This is a genomic window from Bythopirellula sp. (genome assembly GCF_041737835.1).
In the GTDB taxonomy this organism is placed as follows: domain Bacteria; phylum Planctomycetota; class Planctomycetia; order Pirellulales; family Lacipirellulaceae; genus Bythopirellula.
In genome coordinates, this window is sequence record NZ_JBGSQY010000004.1 from 146,217 (window position 1) to 166,032 (window position 19,816).

Here is a 19,816-nt window from a genome sequence, read left to right on the forward strand (position 1 = left end):
ATAGGTTCATCCGAGTTATTTTCCATTACTCGTGACAACACATTTATTTCGCGGCCAGTTGTTGCGGGGCATTGTTTTCATTTCTTATTTTCTTTTAAGGAGTCCGCTCATGATTCGTCAACGATTTGTTTTTGCTGCACTCTTGTGCAGCCTTCTGGGAGGCAGCCAACTCTGGGCTGCGAATGCTTGGTTTAGTCTTAACCTGGAGTTTAACGATCCAGCTGACTTTGGATCGGGCGGTACTTGGACGGTTGTCGCTAAGGCAGATGAATACGGCATTGCTGGTGCAGTGTTGGCTCTCAATCAAACTTCTTTAAACTTTAACCCAGCAACTGGCTTTCTCACGCCTGCAGGTTTCGAAATCGAAGATTCGTCGAACCCAGGCGGTTTGTTTCTCGAAATTGTTGAAGCAGATCTTCCATTCAGCCCGACTATCGATGTTGGTGTGATAGGAGGAACGTATCCTTCATCCTATTTCGATGATCCCAATCTAATCGTATTCGGAGGTAATCCCGATCTTGGATCTTTCTCGGGTGGTGTTCCTATGGCCACAGGATCATTCGACGCTGGGGATATTCCCGCGTGGTATACAAGCGGCCCCGACTCAACGGCGGCGAATGTTTATCTCGTACCGAATCCTGTTAACGCTTCTCCGGCCACGGTTTTTACCACAGTGCGGTACGTCGGCATTCCTGAACCCACGAGCCTTCTGCTTCTGAGCGGTGGCATGCTTGCGCTTGCTTCTCTGCGGCGGCGTTAGACTGAGTTGATGCGCCGCCCGGCCCTTGCGCCGGCGGCGAGTTTTTGACTTGCTTTCAAAGAACGGCTATACTTTTAGCATGGATACGCAGCTTCATGCCAATGACTTTGATTCCTTCTACGCATTTTTAAGTGAATTGCGTACAAGCGAAGTACCTACATTGTCTCCCGAAGAGAGCGTCCAAAAATTTCGCGAGTCACAACAGAAACTCCGTCGTTTTCAAGAATTGAACGACATCGCCAACAAACAGAGTCTCCAGGGCTTGTCCAAGCCAATCTGTATTGAGGAATTGCTAGAGCGAGTCGAGCAACGGGTCGCTCAACAAGGGCTGTGAATAATGGGTGACGTCGTCTGGACACCGCAGGCGACAACGGAATTTGAACAGGTACTCTATTACATCCGCATTTCGGATGGCAGGCCGCTCACTGCTCGACGTATCGCCGAGCAGATGCTCGAACTCATCGAAAAACACGCTCAAGGCCTAGCGGCAGGCCATCAGCACGCGGCGGCTCCGGAAAACTGGCTCTACTTTCAGTTCAAACGGTGGTTAATCTTCTATCAACCGTGCGCACAAGGCATCGAAATCATGCGAATCATTGACAGTGTCAGAGACCTTCCGCAGCAGTTTGGTGAACAGTCTAAGTAGCTGCTTCCAATTATTTCAGCACCTGCCGCAGATAGCGCCCCGTGTGGCTGGCTTCGCATTGGGCCACGTCTTCGGGCGTGCCGGCGACGATCAATTGCCCGCCTCCCGCGCCCCCTTCGGGACCAAGATCGATCACCCAGTCGGCGGCTTTGATTACGTCGAGATTGTGCTCGATCACCAGCACGGTGTGGCCCAACTCAACAAGTTGCTGCAACACGCCGAGCAGCCGCTTGATATCGTCGGTGTGCAAACCGGTGGTTGGTTCGTCGAGCACGTACATCGTCTTGCCCGGGGCGGGTCGGCCCAACTCGGCGGCGAGCTTGATCCGCTGGGCTTCGCCGCCCGAAAGCGTCGTCGACCGCTGCCCCACGGTCAGATAGCCGAGTCCCACGTCGACCAAGCTTGTGAGCATGCGATGAATCGCGGGATGGTTCTCGAAAAAGAGCGCGGCTTCGTCGATGCTCATCGCTAACACGTCGGCGATCGATTTTTCGCGATAGCGGACGGCGAGTGTTTGACGATTGAATTGCCGGCCGTGACAGACGGGGCATTTCACAAACAAGTCAGGCAGAAATCGCATTTCGATCCGCTGCACACCTTGGCCCTGGCATTCTTCGCAGCGGCCCCCCTTGGTGTTGAAACTAAAGCGCCCCAACTTGTAGCCGAGTTGCTTGGCGTGCTTGGTGCCGATAAACACGCGACGAATTTCATCAAACACGCCCGTGTAGGTCGCGGGGTTAGAACGCGGCGTTCGGCCGATGGGGGATTGATCGACGTGAATCAACCGTTCGAGCTTGCTCACCCCACGCAGTGCTTTGTACGGCCCTGGTTTGGCGCTCGCGCCATTAAGTTTGCGTGCTAGCGCGGGAACGAGCGTATCGACCACGAGCGAACTCTTGCCCGAACCGCTCACGCCGGAGACGCAGGTGAATGTGCCGAGCGGAAATTCCACGTTGATATTCTGCAGATTGTGAACGCTCGCCCCTTCGAGTTCCAACATCCGCGTTTTGGCCACGCGGCGGCGTTGGGCGGGGATTTCGATTTGCATCCGCCCGGAAAGATAGTTCCCCGTGAGCGAATTTTCGTCGGCCATCACTTCGGCGGGCGTCCCTTGCGAGACGACCAAGCCGCCACGATCACCGGCCCCGGGGCCCATGTCGATAAGCCAATCAGCGGTCCGCATGACGGTTTCATCATGCTCGACAACCAGCACGCTGTTGCCGAGCTGCTGCAACTCTCGTAACGATTCCAACAGCAAATCGTTATCGCGCGGATGCAGGCCAATCGACGGTTCGTCGAGAATGTAAAGCACGCCCACCAGCCCCGAGCCGATCCCCGTGGCCAGTCGAACCCGCTGCATTTCACCGCCGCTTAGCGTGTCGGCCGCACGGTCGAGCGCGATATACTCCACGCCGACCTGTTTGAGAAATTTGAGCCGTTTCAGAATTTCCGCGACCAGCGGTTCACCAATAGGCTGTTGCTGCGGAGGAAATTTGAGTTCTTGAAAAAACGTGAACGCGGCATCAATCGGCAGGGCCGTAATTTCATGAATCGCTTTGCCACCCAAACGGCAGGCACGTCCTTCGGGCTGCAACCGTGAACCACCGCAATCGCTGCACACGACTTGCGCGCGAAACATGGCCAATCGTTCGCGCGAGCTTTCCCGCTTCGCATCGGTGAACTCTTTTTCGAGCAGGGCGAGCACGCCGACAAACTTCCCGCCGTCGCCGTGCAGCAATTGCCGCCGCGTTTCTTCAGGCCAATCGGCGAGCGGAGTTTCGAAACTGACTTTGGCTTTGCTAACAAAACTGCCGAGCAGTTTTTCTTGTTCTTCCTTGCTTGACCCGCCCGTTCCTCGCCAAGGTGCGATTGCGCCGGTCGCCAAGGTCAACGCCAAATCGGGCACCACGAAATCCGCATCAAAGCCCTCACGAGTCGCGAGGCCATCGCATGTGCGGCAGGCGCCGTAAGGACTATTGAAACTAAAAGTGCGCGGCTCGACCTCGGCCAAATTTCGCTTGCAGTCGGGGCAAGCATAAAAGGTGCTGAAAACGCGTTCTTCCCAGAATTCGTTGCCATTGCCGTTGGACGCTGTGCCATTGGACGCCCCGCCATTGGACTCGTTGCCGTTGAGCTTAGCTTTGGCATCGGGAGTGAGCACCGAAATTCGGAGTGCCCCTTCGCCATGTTTGATGGCCAAGCGAACCGATTCAGCGAGACGGTTTTCAATCCCTTCGCGAATGATTACGCGGTCGACCACGGCCTCGATGTTGTGATGCTGCCGCGCTTTGAGTTCGGGGACTTGATCGAGTTCGTAAGTTTGGCCGTCGATCCGCACGCGGACAAAACCTTCGCGGCGGATGCGATCCAAAACTTCTTGATGCTTGCCCAGACGACCACGTACCATCGGTGCGAGGATCATTACTTTGGTTTGCTCGGGATAGCCCAGGATGTGTTGCTGAATCTCGGTCGGTGTTTGCTGTGAGATCGGCGTGCCGCAGTCAGGGCAACAAACTTGACCCGCGCGAGCCATCAACACGCGCAAGAAATCGTAGATTTCGGTGACGGTCGCTACGGTGCTGCGGGGATTTGTGCTGGCCGCTTGTTGATTGATGGCAATCGTCGGCTGCAAGCCTTCGATCACGTCGACGTCGGGGCGTTGCATTTGATCGAAAAATTGCCGGGCATAAACCGACAGGCTTTCGATGTATTGCCGCTGTCCCTCGGCCAAGAGCGTATCGAATGCGAGCGAACTTTTGCCCGACCCGCTGAGTCCAGTAATGACCACGAGCTGATGCTGCGGAATATCGAGGTCGATATTTTGCAGATTGTGCGTGCGGGCCCCACGAATGCGGATCATGTCCGCCTGCTCGGCAGCCGCAGCGTTGGTGGAAACATCAGCGTGGGGAGGTATCGCGGTCGTCGACATCGGCGCCCAAAAGGACCAATCCGCTGGGGTCGCGGCTTGCGTGACAGGGAATAGCTTCCCCTGTGGTCGTAAATACACAGTGGGAAAACCGTTTAGCCTAGCACTTCGCGGAACCGGGAACAACCAAATAACCCGAGATTTCCCGTACCGCCAGGCCGACTAGCGGTCGCTAGCGGCTTAGCGGCAAGGCTTGTTCCGGGCCCCTGGGCCGATTATCATCGAAGGTTTCGTTACATTCCGGAGTCGATCACTATGCGTCATGTTCTTTCTGCTTTGGTGCAGAACGTGCCGGGGGTGTTGGCCCACGTGGCGGGGATGTTTTCCTCGCGGGGCTACAACATCGACAGCCTGGCCGTCGGGGAGACCGAAGACCCTCAACTCTCGCGGATGACGTTTGTCGTCGTCGGCGACGATTCGCTGCTGGAACAAGTCCGCAAGCAACTCGAGAAGATCGTGACCGTCGTGCGCGTCGACGACATCAGTTCCAAGGAATTCGTCGAACGCGATTTGATGCTGCTCAAGGTTCGCGCTGATGAAAACAAGCGGACCGAAATTGGCGAACTGTGCCAAATCTTTCGCGGCCGGATCGTCGACGTGGCCCCCAATCAAGTCATCGTTGAGATCTCGGGACAGGAAAAGAAGATTCAAGCCTTCGTCGAGCTGATGCGTCCCTTCGGGATTGTCGAACTGGTACGCACGGGACGGATCGCCATGGTGCGCGGCTTGGCCGATGGACCTACCGAGCACGGTTCGATCCATGCGGTCGACTCCGAGGCCGTCGCAAAATAGTTGAAGAATTATTCACGCAGAGGCGCGGAGTTCGCAGAGCGTGAGAAAAACATATCCCTTTCAATCTACAAATTTACAAAACACTTTTATTTACTCCGGATTGCATCTCACATTTCTCAGCGGCCTTTGCGCCTCTGCGTGATATTCCGGGAGTCAGAAGCTAACACAGACGGGAGCAAATCTCATGGCCGCTACGATTTACTATGACAAAGATGCCGACATGAAAGCCCTGACGGGCAAGACGGTCGCGATCATCGGCTACGGCTCACAAGGCCATGCCCACGCTCAAAACCTACGTGACAGCGGCGTGAAAGTCATCGTCGGCCAGCGCCCTGGCGGTGCGAACTACGACCTCGCCAAGAGCCATGGCTTCGAGCCGATGTCCGCGGCGGATGCGACTAAGCAAGCCGACGTCGTGAACATCTTGCTGCCCGATGAAGTGCAGGGCGATACTTACAAGGCCGAGATTCGCGACAATCTCAAGCCGGGCAATATCCTCATGTGTTCGCACGGCTTTAACGTCCATTTCGGCCAAGTAGTTGCTCCCAAGGGAGTTGATCTCTTGCTGGTGGCTCCTAAAGGCCCTGGCCATTTGGTTCGCAGCGAATTCGTGGCCGGCGGCGGCGTCCCTTGTTTGATCGCGCTCGGCGACGGAGCCAGCGAAGAAACTTTCAAGGTTGGTATGGCTTATGCCAAAGGCATCGGCGGCACCCGCGGCGGTGTGATCCGCACCTCGATTGCCGAAGAAACCGAAACCGACCTCTTCGGCGAACAAGCCGTGCTGTGCGGTGGTGCTGCTGCCTTGGTAAAGGCTGGTTTTGAAACCTTGGTCGAAGCCGGCTACCAACCCGAGATGGCCTACTTCGAATGCATGCACGAATTGAAGTTGATCGTCGACCTGTTCTATCAGGGTGGTCTCAACTACATGCGTTACAGCGTCTCGAACACCGCCGAGTATGGCGACTACACCCGCGGACCGCGGATTGTGACCGAAGAGACGAAGAAGGAAATGAAGAAGATCCTCACTGAGATTCAGAACGGCGATTTTGCCCGCCAGTGGATTCTCGAGAACAAGGCCGGGGCCCCTTCCTTCAAGGCAGTTCGCCGTCGGGAGCGGAATCATCCCGTCGAGCAAGTCGGCAAGGAATTGCGGAAGATGATGTCGTGGATTCAAGAGAAGGAAGTTTAATCCGCGACAGAATAACGACTAAAATTCAACGCCCAGGGATGGCACTCCCCGGGCGTTTTTCGTTGATGCAATCTTTTCTCTCACGCATCGAGTTCGGGCGATGCCAAATGGGCCTGAACATCTTCGCGGGCGTGTTTGCGGTCCATGTTGGGTAAGAAGTAGGCAAGAAGTCCCATCAACGGCAAAAAGGCAACCACTTGGTAAACGGTTTCGATGCCGTAACGATCGGCCAACTTGCCGAGTACCGCAGCACCGATTCCGGCCATGCCGAATGCGAAGCCGAAGAACATGCCGGCCACTAAGCCCACGCGACTGGGGATCAATTCTTGGGCGTAAACAATAATCGCCGAGAAGGCAGAGGCCAAAATTAGACCAATCGGGACCGTAAGCACGACGGTCCAATTGAGATTCACATACGGCAAAATAAGCGTGAATGGCAACACGCCGAGGATCGACGCCCAGATCACGGTCTTGAAGCCGAGCTTGTCACCAACAGGTCCGCCGCCGAGCGTGCCCGCGGCAACGGCTCCCAAAAACACGAACAGATACATTTGGGCATCCGTCACCGACACGTGAAAACGATGCAGCAAATAAAACGTGTAATAACTCGTGAGGCTCGCCAAATAGATGTACTTAGAGAACACGAGGGCTAGCAGAATCGCAATCGACATCCGCACGCGCGACGGGGAGAGGCCAGCGGATTTCGCACCCGCCGTGGAGCGAGACTTCGCGTGATAACTCACAAGATGGCGTTGATACCAGCGCCCGACGTACATCAAGAGCCCAGCCGCCAACAATGCCCCCAACGACAACCAGGCGATGCTCCCTTGACCGCGCGGCATGACGATAAACGCCGCGATCAGCGGACCGATGGCCGTGCCGGTATTGCCACCCACTTGAAACAAGGATTGAGCAAATCCATAACGGCCACCGGATGCTAAGCGAGCGACACGAGACGCTTCAGGATGAAAGATCGAAGAACCGATCCCCACAAATGCCGCGGAGACCAAGATGCCGGCAAAGCTTGTCGATGCGGCCAAGCCTAAGAGCCCCGTCAACGTGAACATCGTCCCGAACAAGAGCGAAAACGCCCAAGGCCGACGGTCGGTCAAGATGCCCACCACCGGCTGAAGGAGCGAGGCCGTGCATTGAAACACGAACGTGATCAAACCGATTTGAAAAAAACTGAGCGAATACTGAGATTTCAACAGCGGATAAATCGCCGGAAGCAGCGACTGCATGATGTCGTTAAGAAGATGCGAGAAACTCAGTGCCGCGAGCACGGTGATGACCGTTGATTGTTCTATTGCGGAATTGGAATTCGCTTCGACCGTGGCTGACTCCGCCGACATGCTCTACCTCGCTGCTTGTAACTTGCTTTCTCGTTCCCCACTTATTGTTACGTGGACCCAGCCCCAAGAAAGTAGGTTCATTCCGCAAGGGGGGTTCATTCCGCAGATGGGTCGTCGGGCAGGTTGGCCAGCACCGCATCCCAGGTTTGGTGCCTCTGCAAAGCATTCACCACTACGCTCAGCGGTTCGGCATAAATCTGCGGCAAATCGTATTCACCGGCAATATGTATCGGGAATGCCAATCGCTCGAGAGGTGGTGTGAATTCGGCGCTAATGTCGGCCCGATTGCCGCGGGCGTCGATGCGATACCAACCCATCTCGGGAAGCAAGACCGCATTCAATCCGTGTAAACAGAAGGGCGGTCCAATACCATCTACGCTTAATCGCTGATAGCACAAGCCCGTCGGAATGCCGTTGGTTCGCAAGAGGGCTGCGAGCAGATGGCTTTTGGCATAGCAGTAGCCAGTGCCCGCGGCCAACACGTCGGAGGCCCGGCAGGTCACCGGATTGAGGCGGTAATCGCAACTATGTTTGATCTCATCGCGAACCCATTCAAACGTGCGTTTGGCGAGGCCTATTGGAGTCGCACCTTCCGCGGCCAATTTTGCAGCCAATTCACGAACCGCAGGTGTCTGCCAATCAATAATCGCGGTGGACGTTAAAAATGGTTCTACGGACATAGATACTGCTCAAAAACAGGGCGAAATAACACTCCTTCACGGACTATGCATACGGTCATCGGGTTCACACCACCGACCGTGAGCGGCTAGAATGGCGGGGAAAGCTGCTACAAAATCCCACCCTCAACTCCCGCCTCACTATGTTACCAATCCCGCCTGGAACTGCCGCGCTGTTGTTTGATTGCGACGGCACGCTCGCCGACACGATGACCCTTCACTACGCCGCGTGGCGGGATACGCTACTCGCGCACAACATTGATTGCCCGCGGTCGTTTATCGACGAGCATGCCGGGGTGCCCACGCATGGCATTGTAGTGGAAATCAACAAACTGTGGAGTGTCGAGCTGGATGGTGACGAAATCACCGCCGATAAAGAAGCTCGCTTCGCAGCACAGATTCATCTGACCAAACCGGTCGAAGAAGTGCTGGCCACGGCGCACGCACATTTCGGAAAACTGTCGATGGCGGTGGTTTCGGGCGGCACCAAAGATATGGTTCACGCGATTCTCGAAACGATCGACGCGATCGATTTGTTTCCCGTGATTATCACGGCCAGCGATCCGGTGGCGCCCAAGCCCGCGCCGGATGTGTTTCTCGAAGCGGCACGGCGGCTGAAAGTCCCTGCCGATAAGTGTCACGTTTTTGAAGATGGTGATCCGGGCATCGTTTCCGCACAACGCGCGGGGATGAGTTTTACCGACGTGCGATTGGTTCTGAAAGCTCGAGCAAGCTGATTTCTGTGGCTGGCCTCTGTGAGGCCGGATGTTGAAGACCGAGGTCATAGACCTCAGCTACAGAGCACGATTCTACGACTCCGGCGGCACGCGCAATTCGGTCGCTTCTTGAAGGCCGGAGGCGATCTCGGGCAAAATTCCTTTTTTGCGGTAGATCGGGCGAATCTCTTCCCGCAGTTCTGGCAACAATCGAAAAAACCATAGCGCCCCCAGGATGCAGCCGATTCCCCCGACAAACAGCGTGGTAGGGGCCCCCCAACGCTCGGCCACCGTGCCGGCGAGTAAGCTGCCAAACGGGGCGGTTCCCATGAACGCCATCACATAAAAACTCATCACGCGGCCACGCTTGTCTTCGTCGACAAGGGTTTGCAGTAGCGTGTTGCTCACGGCAAGTTGGTTGATAAATCCGAATCCCGTGATCACCAACAGGGGAAGCGAGAGCCATAGCGATCGCGACAGCGCAAACAACACCAATCCCGTGCCAAAAACCCCGGCGGCCATGGGGATGTATTTCCCTAAGCCCAGCACTGTCTTACGCGCAGCAAGGAACAAGGCCCCAATCAGCGCGCCTACGCCCGTCGCCGCCATCATCAGCCCCAGAGTGTTCGCTCCGCCGCCGAGAACCTTTTCGGCCATCACCGGCATCAACACCGTGTACGGCATGCCGACCAAACTTACGAGGGCGAGCAGCAGCAAAATGCTACGGATCGTGCGGGACTGCGAAACATAACTCCAGCCTTCGCGTAGTTCCAGCAGGATATGTTTCTCGCGTGAACGATCGCGCAAGCGCGGTATGACTTTCATCAATAGCAGCGAACCGAGCACCGGAATGAAACTCACCGCATCGACCATAAAGCACCAGCCTTCGCCTGCCGCAGCGATGATAATGCCACCGATCGACGGCCCTAAGAGTCGAGCGCCGTTGACCATCGAAGAGTTCAGTGCGATCGCGTTCGACAAATCTTCTTTATTGTCGATCAACTCACCAAGCAATGCCTGGCGTGTCGGCATATCGAAGGCATTGATCAGCCCCTGCAACACACTCAGGGCCAAGACTTGCCAGATCGTGATCCAACCCCCCAGTGTCAGCACGGCCATGGCTAAGGACTGCAACATGGCGAAGACTTGCGTGACGATTAACAGGCGGTGCCGATTCCAGCGGTCGATAAAGACGCCGGCAAATGGGGCCAACACAAACGAGGGAAACTGTCCGGCAAAGCCCACCACGCCCAGCAAAAATGCGGAGCCCGTGAGCCGATAGACCAACCAACCCGTCGCGATGCGGGTCATCCATGTGCCGATTAACGAGATGCTTTGCCCGTAAAAAAACAGCCGAAAATTACGATGCGCGAGCGCCCGCCACATGTACGACAATTTCGACGGACTGAGCGGATGCTTGGCCGCTTCCGCTTCGGGCGTGGCTGGGGAAGAACTCATGGCTGGCGGCTCACTGGTTGGCTGCCAGAGAATCGCACTTGTTCAAGCGTTCTTCCAGCACATCGAGCCGTGCCGATATCTGCTGCAAATACGTGATGATAATCGCATGGGTGTATTGTGCGTCGATCCCCACGGGCGAATCGGGCAAGCTGATATGGTCGATTGTGGCAGCCAAATCGGCCTTAGACTTGGCCATGGGATCAACAGACATGCGAATCTCCCGCGTATTTGATATGACGTGATGTGCTGATGCATCGCAATTATCACGCCACGGGAGAAATCAAGCTAGCCGTCTAATATTTTAGGCGGCGGTTTCGTCTCAACAAACCTGTTGTGACCGCGATGCTGAGTAACAAGATCGACGAAGGCTCGGGCACCGTGGAAGTCGCCGATAGCCCGACGAAATCCTCCCAGGTCAGGCCTATATTGCGCTGCCACGTGAGGAAGTCACGCCCATCGGTATCGCCGTCGTTGTCGGCATCGCCCAGTTCATCGACACCCAATGAGGACTGCCAGATCGCGAGGTCCGCCGCGTCGACTTCGCCGTTACCGTCAAAATCCCCCGGCACGTAAACGAACGGGTCGCTGAACAGTTCGCTCGTGAGAAATGTGTTATCGGTGAGTGTATTCAAGAACGCGACAAGCGCGGCCTTCTCTTCGGTGGTCAGATTAAATGTGCCGAAGTTTTGGGCCGCAACCAACCGTGTGTCAAGGAACGGGTTGGCTTGGATGCCGGAGACATAAAATTCGACGACTTCTTCGAGCGTCGTGAAACGACCATCGTGCATGAAGCCATTCCTCACGGCAGCGTTACGCAGCGAAGGAGTTTTGAATTTGCCGTTGCCTGCACCGGCGTCCTCTTCGTTTGTCAGATCGAGTCCGATGTTGTGTGTATTGTTCGCCACTTGCAGATTGCTGGCATGGCAAGCACTGCACGAACTATTGCGATGGAAAATCTCGGCACCCAGTTGTTCTTGTTCCGTAAAGACCGCCGCGTAGTCTGGAAAATTCGGATTGGGGCTGGCCGCGACGGCTTGGTCGAATTTGGATTGATACGAAACCATCGAACGAACGAATTGGCTCATCGCCTTGGAAATCCGTTCGTCAGTGATATCGGGTGTGCCGAAGGCTTGCTGGAAAAGCTGGGGATAGAAACTCGTTGCGGCAAGTTTCCCCCTGACCTCGGCCAAGGTGCTACCCATCTCAACGGCGTTTTGGATCGGTTGCAGAACTTGCGCTTCGAGCGTTGCGGCGCGTTCGTCCCAGAAATACTTGCCTCGAGAATAGTAGGCATTGTTCGACAAGCCGATCGAATGGCGTGGGGTCACTTCGCCGTCAAAACCTTCGCTGAACTGATTGGGATCGGAAAAGTCGTTTTCCTGCCGGTGGCATGATGCGCAACTTGTGCCGTCGTCGTGTGACAAACGATTGTCATAAAACAGTGCGCGCCCCAGGGCCGCACCGGCATTGGTGATGGGATTGTCGTCGGGCGTGTTATTCCGCGCGAGTATGCCACCCGTTTTCCAGTAGGCTGGAATATTGGTGACCGCGTAGCCCACGTAATCGGCGGGGGTCGTGGGCAGGACAGGCACGCCAGGTACCGCCCAACACTTGCTGGCAGTTGAAACGACAGCAACACAGCAGAGTGTGAAAACTGTGCAACGACAAAACTCGAGCATGCTCTGTCCCTTAAAAGTCATTACCAATCAGCTATCTACTCGAGTGACTGAATGAAGCTACTCCCCGGACGCGGCCCGGATTTCGCCGTTCTGGTATAATAAACCCCCTTCGCGGTCGGTGCAACGAAAGCGGACTGATGCTCAAACACCGTCCTCGTGGCAAAGTTCCGAAGACCGGTGCGGAAAGATGCTACTTTCCGCACCATCTGAACTGCTTACGCAGCGTGTTTCCGCCGCAATTTTTGCGTCAATTCAAAAGCTGCCAGCGTCAGCACGGCTGGAACCGCAAACCACAAGGCGCTCAATTGAGGCCAAACGCCGGTGGTCAGATACGAAATTGCAAAGAAGCAGCCCGTCCCCACCAGGGCCAGAATGCTTCCCGGTACGGCATATTTCCGGCTTAACAGGTAGCCGACGAAAACACCGACCATCGCGCTGCCCTGTAGGAATGCGTTCGCCACGGGCATATCGAAATGATTGCGGAACTGCTCATCAACTACCAAAACAACCCATCCGACAAATAGCACTATTCCACAGACCTGAGCGGCCCAACTGAACAAGCGGGGAAGCGTCGCAGGTTGCTTGAACACATGGGCATTCATCATGCACCTCACCTTTCTGACTGGAAAGACTTTAATCCAGCAGAAAGATTGCAATGCTTGTGCCAGCTTCACTGGGCTCGATTCCCCGAGGAATTTTCGTTTCGGGGATCCGTTCGTGTGCGAGTGCTGCACACTGGCTGTGACAGTTGTTCACGGCCCAAATGTTGATACCTAGCCGCGGGAATCGACAAACCGGATCGCCGCTTGGCGGGCCCGGGCATCGCCGGCCAGATACAGGGCCACGCCGCTGCAAGTGTGGGCCCAGGTCGTTTGTTGCGACATCCACAGCACCTTTTCCGTGCCCGTAGCCTGGCAGCACACGCGGATCGAATCGCCCCGCCAATTTTCCGGAACAATGAACCGCACGATCAGTTCGTGAGTCCCTTCAAGTGAGGTTTGGGGCGACGAACGGAGTTTGAAGAACACGCCATGCTCTTGCGAGATCGTGCCGCTTGCCACGACGGCAAACTTCGGCGCTAGGCGAACTTGCTTCTCGGTGATCTTTTCGTGATTCGTCTTCGCGCCGCTGATCGTGGGGGTCACGTGGGCAATCAACCCACCCACGGGCGTCGGCAACTCACCACCCAGCGAGGCAGCCAACGAGTTGGTATCTTCGGTGGTCTTCGACCATTCGATGTCTTCGCTGAGATGGCTCGCCAGTTGAGTGCAGGGAGCAAAACTGTGGACTCGCATGCGGTTATCGCTATCACCCACCTCAACGCGGACTTCTTTCACGTCGTTGATGTCGCCGTCGAGCAAGTGAACCGACACGCGCAACTTCACCTCGACGATTTTTTCGCCGGGATAAAGGTCCGCTTTGTCGGCAGGGGTCACGTCGACACATTCCGCGATCCGCCCAAAATCAAATGCCACCTGCGGTTTGCCAGCAGTGGCATTTGTGTTGCCCATTGCCAGCAAAGTCAAAGAAAGGATTCCACTTCCTAGTCGAATGGCCAGTGACATGATGAGATTCCTTCTGCTCCGTGCCGTAAGATTCCTGCGAGGCGTCGGTGTGCCCCCCAGGCCACCGACTCCTCAACATCATTACGCAGCGAGTTCGGAAAAGGGTTCGCGTCAACAAAAAAAGCCCAGGAAACATGGTTCCTGGGCTTGCTGGCATTTGCCAAAATCTTTTTCGTTGGTGCGAACTTATCCCTTGGCCTGGGCGTAGCGCTTCGCCACCTCGGGCCAGTTGATGATGTCGAAGAACGCCGTGATGTATTCCGGCCGACGATTCTGGTATTTGAGATAGTAAGCGTGTTCCCAAACGTCGAGACCCAAGATCGGCGTGTGACCGTGCATCAACGGGCTATCTTGATTGGCGGTGCTTTCTACGTGTAGCTTGCCGCCGTCTCCCACGCAAAGCCAGGCCCAGCCGCTGCCAAAGCGCTTCGTCGCGGCTTCGGTCATTGCGGTCTTGAAGGCTTCGTATCCACCGAGATCTTTATCGATCGCCGCGGCCAATTCACCGGACGGATCGCCGCCGCCATCGGGGCTAATCACCGTCCAGAACAAACTATGATTCGCGTGACCGCCACCATTGTTCTGCACGGCCGTGCGAATGTTCTCGGGAACGGCGTCCAAATTCTTGATCAAGTCTTGAACGCTTTGATCGCCCAGATCGGTCCCCTGTACGGCAACGTTGAGATTATTCACATAAGCCGCGTGATGCTTGTCGTGATGAATCTCCATCGTCTTGGCATCGATCGACGGCTCGAGCGCATCGAACTTGTAAGGAAGCGGCGGTAACTTGTACGGGCCGGTGGGCGGCGCGGGGGCAGCCGCTTGAGCGAAAGCATTCTGAGGAAGGGTGCTTAACAAAGCCGCGCCAGTGACGGCGGAGACTTGCAGAAAATTACGGCGGGAAAAATCCTCGGGCAGGTTCATGGATCACCTCGACGAGTGAATAGGAGAGATTGATCGTGCGTGCGCACGATCCTGTTCGCGTTAGGGCAATCCTAATGCCGAAGCGGAGAAGGGTCAATCAAGTGCAGCGAGCCTGGAGTTCTGTAGTTTGCTGGTTCCCAAAAATGATGGCCAAAAAGTCAAGCTGCTTTTATCTCTGCCACCTAAATCTTAGGTAGCGTCATGATACAAGCTTTGTTGAATAGAAATGCATCTAAGTCGAGGCTTGAGCAGACCACCAATAAGGTAAATCGGGATTGAAATATCGCCAAAACACACCGTGGTATGACGGTTTGCGCAATTCAACAGCAACTAGAATAAAAGTCGCGAGGAACGATAGTAAGAACGACACAAACCAGCCAGGAAAATTTGCCACGACAGTTAATGTCGAAACTGTCAAAAATATCGCTGCCCAAGTGAGTTCACTTGAGCGGGCCATTCGAACGATATTGCAGAAAAGAAAGAAATGGCCAATGACAAAGCCAACCACTGCCCCTAGCCATGGTACATAAATGCCGAAACTGATTGCAGCAACACTCCCAAGCACGAGAACTATGATATCCAACACGGATATCCTAAAGCCTGGCTTAAAATTCTCGTCGTTCAAAATTTAAAGCCTCATCAAGAATTCGAATGTCATTTGAACGAAATAATTTAGCAGGTCATTCGATTTGCATTTGTTTTCTGTGTAGTTCACCAATCTTGTTCAACCATAGAATAAGCCAAACGTTGAGAATAAACACTCCTAAAGCACTCCAACCGAGCGCCGCTTGAAAAGGGGTGTAGAAATTATGTGTTAAGCCAGAAAACCAAGCGGCCACTCCAATTAGCATTCCATTGTGTATGGCGTCTCCTAAAATTGGATAACCTCCACCACTTAGATTCTTTGCTGATGAATATGCGAAGCGAAGACATCGAACAAAATTGATCATCGCAACGAAAATGAATATTGATATGAATATGGCCATATCTACTCGAATGACTAACGGCTTAACAAAGCTAATTTTTCACTTCGCCGTCTTAAACTCGTAATTCACCGGCGAGAGTGGCACGCCCCATTTGCTTTGGAAATTCACGTGCTGCAAGCTGTTGAGGCCCAACTTGTATTGATTGTCGGGTTTTAATGTGACCGGCAAAATGCAGGTTCTGCCGTCGCTCGTCCACTTTGGCTTCTCATCGGCCAACCCTTCGGGAAAACTCGCTCCACCGCCGACCCAGGACATCCCTTTGCCCATCGGAACATTGAAAGTGATGCGGATCGCCTTCGACTCGGGATCGACGTCGGTCGCGCCATTCTCGGGGACCATTTTCGTAATCTGCGGGGCACGAACGCGGCTTTGCACCGCTTTGTTGGCGCCGCGGGTGACGAAGCAAATCACCGAGCAGGGGGCCGACTCACCAGCGGCACTCTTAAAATTCTGAAAGCTTTTGGAATTGATCCCGACACGATAGTACTTGCCTCGCTTAAGCTTCACGGGCAGCACGCACGTGCGTTTATCTTTCCACGAGGCCTCTTTATCGGGATCGGCGGGAAACATCTCGTCTTTCTCGTCGCCGGTCCAGCTCATGCCATCGCTCATGTCGCGGTCAAACGTCACCGTGATTTCGGTGAGCTTGGGATCGACGTCGGTCGCACCGATCTTGGGTGACGTGGAAACAATCCAAGCGGGGAGGGGAGCGGCGGCCTTTTCAGCAGCTGCCGTCGCGGCGTGAGTAAATTTAAGTGGCAATCCAAACAGACAAGCAACTAGCAACAGTCGACGCATAGCAAACTCCAATATTTAGAGTGAACTTACCTCTCATGTCCGTGAAGTCTATTTGAATGTAGCGGCATACTTCAAGACAAGTCAATTTGCCCATTAAAATCTCCCTATCAAACTCCCACGGTACGGTAGCTAATGCCAACTCGCGCGGAGTACGTTGGGGGATCTGGGTGGACCTGCTTAAAGTGCAAGCCTGAGTAGTAGGGATCGTTGCTAAAAAGGCGATAGGCTTCACGAGCCTGCTGTTTAACACGTGTGGGCAAAGCCGCATACAATTCGCGGAAACTGCGGGTGTTACGCGAAATCATTGCCGATCCGGATCGAGCTCCTCGGTCAGCCCAGCTCGATACTCGGCGAGAGCTTCTCGCGAAAGATTTGCCAATTGATCCGAGGTTCGCGAAATCGCTCGATCAAATTCATCTTCAGCAGCCATCTCCGCGAGAAGACGTGACGCCAGCAATTCCTGTTCAGCGGCAGGCAACTTGGCTGCCTCGGCGAATGCTTGTTCAAGTAACGTCATGAGTTTCTTCCTTTGGCACAATTATACCATGCCGCGAGAGAAACCCAATTACCAGATTCGTGGATCGGGAGTGATATGCTCAGCCCTACACCCGCCAGAAATCACTGCTCTTCGTGGCAATCGATTTGACCACGTCCCAACGGTTCTCGCCGGTTCGTTCGAGATCGGTGAGCGAGTCGATGTATTTCAAGCGCGGCACGATCCCCTGACGATGCGCCAGTTGAATCGCGAGGCCAGGCCGGGCATTCGCTTCGAGCACCACGGGTCCCGTGTCGGCATCAACCACAAAGTCGATCCCCACGTAGCCCATTTCGAGGGCATCGCTCAACTTCATCGAGCCTTCGAGCACTTCGTGCCAATAAGGCAACTCAATGCCGGCAATCGGCTGCTGCGTGTCGGGGTGATGCGTGATCGCGCGGTCGCGGCAAACGCCGCCAAAAGTTTTGCCGGTATCAAGCTCAATCGCCGCGGCGACGGCCCCTTGATGGAGATTCGCACGGCCCCCCGAAGCCTTCGTCGGCAGCCGGATCATCGCCATCGCCGGCACGCCGCGATACAGAATCACCCGAATATCGGGCGTTCCTTCGACGGCAATGCTCTTCAGCATGGGGTGACTGACGATGCGGCGCTCGACGATGATTTGATCGAGTTGGCCACCCAACGAATACAAACCTGAAAGCACGGTTGAAAGGTGATGCCGAAGGTCGGTCCACTCGATGAGCCGCCCCGAGGTGCTAAAAAAATTGTTACCTAATCGGCCAGCCACGACGATGATCCCACGTCCCGCAGCGCCGCTCGCCGGTTTCACGACAAACTCCGTACGGTTGCCGATCAGCTCCAAGAATCGCGGGCACTGACTATGCTCGGTCATCACGAAATAGGTCTCGGGCACCTGAATGCCATGCTCCTGGCAAATTTCCTTGGTCTTGAGCTTGTTATCGACGCGGGGATACAAACTCCGCGGATTGTGCTCGAGGATGAAATCGAGATTGCGGTGGTTGATCCCCAAGATACCCCGGCGATGGAGTTCTTCGGGCCAGGCCCAGAATCGTTTGGAGTTGTTATCCATGGTGTTGGTTTCTTGTCACGAGCTACTTTGCCACAGAGTACACAGAGGTCACAGAGCATATGACTTTGGATGTTTACTTTGTTTGGCTCGATCTTAAATCCGTCTATGGTGTGATTTCAATAAACATACAGCCCTGAGTGCTCTGTGCTCTCTGTGGCTACTTCTATTTCACCATGTCGCGGAACCGCCAGAGTTCCACGAGGCGATAGCCGCTGTAGCGACCGATCCAAATGAACGCCGCGATCGTGAAGAAGTGCAGCTCGGGATAGATCAACAAGATCTGCCCGATTTCTTCCCAGCTCAAAATCAAATAACAGAACGCGGCGACCACAAACGTGCCGATCACGATTTGAATCGCAAACGCGGTGCCGTCTTCCTCGGAAGTCACGAAGAACCGTTCGATCAAGATCGTCAAAATCACCAATGGCAACAACACGGCACGCACGCCCGAGGCGGGGGCCATGTAGTCGATCACTGACACGCCGAACACGACGAACAAAATAATAATTGTCAGCACGATACTCGACCGCGGCACCATTAACAGATGCAGCCGATCGAGGAGCGACCGTCCGACGTAACCGGCCATCAGCACCGAGATCAAGATCACCAAGCCCGTGCCCCAGGCGGCGTAGATAAAGCTCATCGCCAACAGGGCGGGGGCGAAGGTTCCCAACGTGCGAATACCGATGATGTTGCGGAAAATCGCGGTAATCAAAGCACCCAGCGGTAACAGCAGCATCAACGACATGACTTGATGCATCTCGACCGGCAGCCGCGTCAGATCGAACACCTGCGAAGGGCGGCGGACTTCCGAAAGTAACAGTTTGTCGGGAGGAGCGAGCCGCATGATGGTGTACTTCTGCGTCAGGTCCTTAGCGCCATTGCTGCGAACGATCACTTCGCCGTCGCGGCGAATCGGTATAAAGTTCTCTGGCATAATCCGGGCGTAACCATAGGTCGGATCGAAGGGGACCCAACGATGGCCGTAGAAGGCTTCGACCCAAACATGGGGGGTCGGATTATCCGCCTGACGCAACTCGAAGCCAACCACCAGCCGCGCGGGGATTTTGTCCGCCCGACAGAGCGTCACGAAGGCGCGAGCGCGGCCCAAAGGCGTCGCCCGATGATTGGCCAGCGCCGAAGCCACATTGTCATAGCCATCGGCGGTTGTGCCCGGCTTGAGCTCCTGCGAGCAAAACACAAAAAATTCTTGAACACGCTCCCCATCGGTTAAGTCGGCTCGTGAAATTTTCTGGAGCACTTCTTGGACGTTGGACGAGGAGGTGTTGATGTTCTCATCGCTGCGTAAGAAACGAGTCCGACCAGCTGACGACAACGTGGCCAGCGTATTTTGTTCTCCCCACGAATGGCGAGGCCGCAGACGGATATCAAATTCGGCCGTGACCCGAAACGGCCCAGCGATGTTGGTATCCACCACCAATTCGCGATTTTTGCTCAAGGGCGTTTCGCGAATTTCGTTGTGAAGATTCGTGTACGACAGCTCCTCGACTTCCACCTCGGCCGCGGGGCTCGACGTGGGCAGACCCACCACGACTTCCGTTTCCGGAGGTCCCAGGTCGAAACCAATGTCGTAGGTAAGGCGCCAGAGACTGTCTTGCTGGGCGACTTTGGCTTCGGTTCGTGAATAGTATCGTGCCGAAAAACACACGATTCCTAGCAAAACAAACACCAGCGCAACGATCTGACTAAGTACGCGAGCACTCACGGCAGTAAGCCTTTAATTCATCAAGAGTTGTAAAAT

Annotated in this window: 20 protein-coding genes; 6 read left to right on the forward strand and 14 right to left on the reverse strand. The window is 55.0% G+C overall.

The genetic code is table 11. From position 1 onward, the window contains the following. Positions 1 to 31: 31 nt before the first annotated feature. The 3 genes from AC6T8Q_RS02070 (at position 32) to AC6T8Q_RS02080 (ending at position 1,406) form a co-directional block, all read left to right on the forward strand. Positions 32 to 760: a PEP-CTERM sorting domain-containing protein gene (locus AC6T8Q_RS02070; protein ID WP_500677512.1), complete on the forward strand. Its 729-nt coding sequence runs from the start codon at positions 32 to 34 to the stop codon at positions 758 to 760. Between the two features lie 79 nt (positions 761 to 839). Further along, the gene (locus AC6T8Q_RS02075) at positions 840 to 1,094 is read left to right on the forward strand and encodes a hypothetical protein (RefSeq protein ID WP_500677513.1); all 255 of its coding nucleotides are present in this window, start codon (positions 840 to 842) and stop codon (positions 1,092 to 1,094) included. Positions 1,095 to 1,097: 3 nt separating this feature from the next. Continuing rightward, positions 1,098 to 1,406: a type II toxin-antitoxin system RelE/ParE family toxin gene (locus AC6T8Q_RS02080; protein ID WP_500677514.1), complete on the forward strand. Its 309-nt coding sequence runs from the start codon at positions 1,098 to 1,100 to the stop codon at positions 1,404 to 1,406. A gap of 10 nt (positions 1,407 to 1,416) precedes the next feature. Here AC6T8Q_RS02080 and uvrA read toward each other — a convergent pair whose 3' ends face one another. Next, positions 1,417 to 4,413, reverse strand: a complete 2,997-nt coding sequence (uvrA, locus tag AC6T8Q_RS02085; protein WP_500677515.1) for an excinuclease ABC subunit UvrA — start codon at positions 4,411 to 4,413, stop codon at positions 1,417 to 1,419. Positions 4,414 to 4,587: 174 nt separating this feature from the next. Here uvrA and ilvN point away from each other — a divergent pair, with 174 nt between their 5' ends. Together ilvN and ilvC are read left to right on the forward strand one after the other, a co-directional pair. Further along, entirely contained in the window at positions 4,588 to 5,124 is a 537-nt protein-coding gene (gene ilvN / locus AC6T8Q_RS02090) for an acetolactate synthase small subunit (protein ID WP_496920796.1), read from the forward strand. 184 nt (positions 5,125 to 5,308) lie between these two features. After that, entirely contained in the window at positions 5,309 to 6,313 is a 1,005-nt protein-coding gene (gene ilvC / locus AC6T8Q_RS02095) for a ketol-acid reductoisomerase (RefSeq protein ID WP_496920797.1), read from the forward strand. An 80-nt stretch (positions 6,314 to 6,393) separates the two neighbouring features. On the opposite strand, the gene AC6T8Q_RS02100 is transcribed toward ilvC, so the two are convergent. Next, on the reverse strand, positions 6,394 to 7,665 hold the full coding sequence (locus AC6T8Q_RS02100; protein WP_500677516.1) for an MFS transporter: 1,272 nt from the start codon (positions 7,663 to 7,665) through the stop codon (positions 6,394 to 6,396). A 95-nt stretch (positions 7,666 to 7,760) separates the two neighbouring features. Then, positions 7,761 to 8,345 carry a transglutaminase-like domain-containing protein gene (locus AC6T8Q_RS02105; protein ID WP_500677517.1) on the reverse strand — a complete coding sequence of 195 codons (585 nt, stop codon included), beginning with the start codon at positions 8,343 to 8,345 and terminating at the stop codon, positions 7,761 to 7,763. A gap of 140 nt (positions 8,346 to 8,485) precedes the next feature. On the opposite strand from AC6T8Q_RS02105, the gene AC6T8Q_RS02110 reads away from it, so the two are divergent. Continuing rightward, the gene (locus tag AC6T8Q_RS02110) at positions 8,486 to 9,079 is read left to right on the forward strand and encodes an HAD family hydrolase (RefSeq protein ID WP_500677518.1); all 594 of its coding nucleotides are present in this window, start codon (positions 8,486 to 8,488) and stop codon (positions 9,077 to 9,079) included. Between the two features lie 72 nt (positions 9,080 to 9,151). On the opposite strand, the gene AC6T8Q_RS02115 is transcribed toward AC6T8Q_RS02110, so the two are convergent. From AC6T8Q_RS02115 to AC6T8Q_RS02165, 11 genes are all read right to left on the reverse strand, one after another. Continuing rightward, positions 9,152 to 10,516, reverse strand: coding sequence for an MFS transporter (locus tag AC6T8Q_RS02115; RefSeq protein WP_500677519.1), 1,365 nt, complete (start codon positions 10,514 to 10,516; stop codon positions 9,152 to 9,154). A 10-nt stretch (positions 10,517 to 10,526) separates the two neighbouring features. Continuing rightward, complete coding sequence (locus AC6T8Q_RS02120) at positions 10,527 to 10,727, reverse strand: hypothetical protein (protein ID WP_500677520.1); 201 nt, start codon at positions 10,725 to 10,727, stop codon at positions 10,527 to 10,529. Positions 10,728 to 10,809: 82 nt separating this feature from the next. Beyond that, the gene (locus tag AC6T8Q_RS02125) at positions 10,810 to 12,195 is read right to left on the reverse strand and encodes a cytochrome c peroxidase (protein WP_500677521.1); all 1,386 of its coding nucleotides are present in this window, start codon (positions 12,193 to 12,195) and stop codon (positions 10,810 to 10,812) included. A 215-nt stretch (positions 12,196 to 12,410) separates the two neighbouring features. Then, a complete protein-coding gene (locus tag AC6T8Q_RS02130) occupies positions 12,411 to 12,869 on the reverse strand; it encodes a hypothetical protein (RefSeq protein WP_500677522.1) in 459 nt (152 codons plus the stop codon). A 99-nt stretch (positions 12,870 to 12,968) separates the two neighbouring features. Continuing rightward, on the reverse strand, positions 12,969 to 13,760 hold the full coding sequence (locus AC6T8Q_RS02135) for a hypothetical protein (protein ID WP_500677523.1): 792 nt from the start codon (positions 13,758 to 13,760) through the stop codon (positions 12,969 to 12,971). Between the two features lie 186 nt (positions 13,761 to 13,946). Then, on the reverse strand, positions 13,947 to 14,684 hold the full coding sequence (locus AC6T8Q_RS02140; protein ID WP_500677524.1) for a Fe-Mn family superoxide dismutase: 738 nt from the start codon (positions 14,682 to 14,684) through the stop codon (positions 13,947 to 13,949). 232 nt (positions 14,685 to 14,916) lie between these two features. After that, a complete protein-coding gene (locus tag AC6T8Q_RS02145) occupies positions 14,917 to 15,309 on the reverse strand; it encodes a hypothetical protein (protein ID WP_500677525.1) in 393 nt (130 codons plus the stop codon). A 400-nt stretch (positions 15,310 to 15,709) separates the two neighbouring features. Continuing rightward, positions 15,710 to 16,468 carry an Ig-like domain-containing domain gene (locus tag AC6T8Q_RS02150; RefSeq protein ID WP_500677526.1) on the reverse strand — a complete coding sequence of 253 codons (759 nt, stop codon included), beginning with the start codon at positions 16,466 to 16,468 and terminating at the stop codon, positions 15,710 to 15,712. A 301-nt stretch (positions 16,469 to 16,769) separates the two neighbouring features. Further along, positions 16,770 to 16,985 (reverse strand): hypothetical protein, encoded by a 216-nt coding sequence (locus tag AC6T8Q_RS02155; protein ID WP_500677527.1) that lies wholly within the window; start codon positions 16,983 to 16,985, stop codon positions 16,770 to 16,772. 85 nt (positions 16,986 to 17,070) lie between these two features. Further along, positions 17,071 to 18,054, reverse strand: a complete 984-nt coding sequence (locus tag AC6T8Q_RS02160; RefSeq protein WP_496920811.1) for an alpha-L-glutamate ligase-like protein — start codon at positions 18,052 to 18,054, stop codon at positions 17,071 to 17,073. 163 nt (positions 18,055 to 18,217) lie between these two features. Then, entirely contained in the window at positions 18,218 to 19,780 is a 1,563-nt protein-coding gene (locus tag AC6T8Q_RS02165; protein WP_500677528.1) for a 7TM domain-containing protein, read from the reverse strand. Between the last annotated feature and the right edge of the window lie 36 nt (positions 19,781 to 19,816).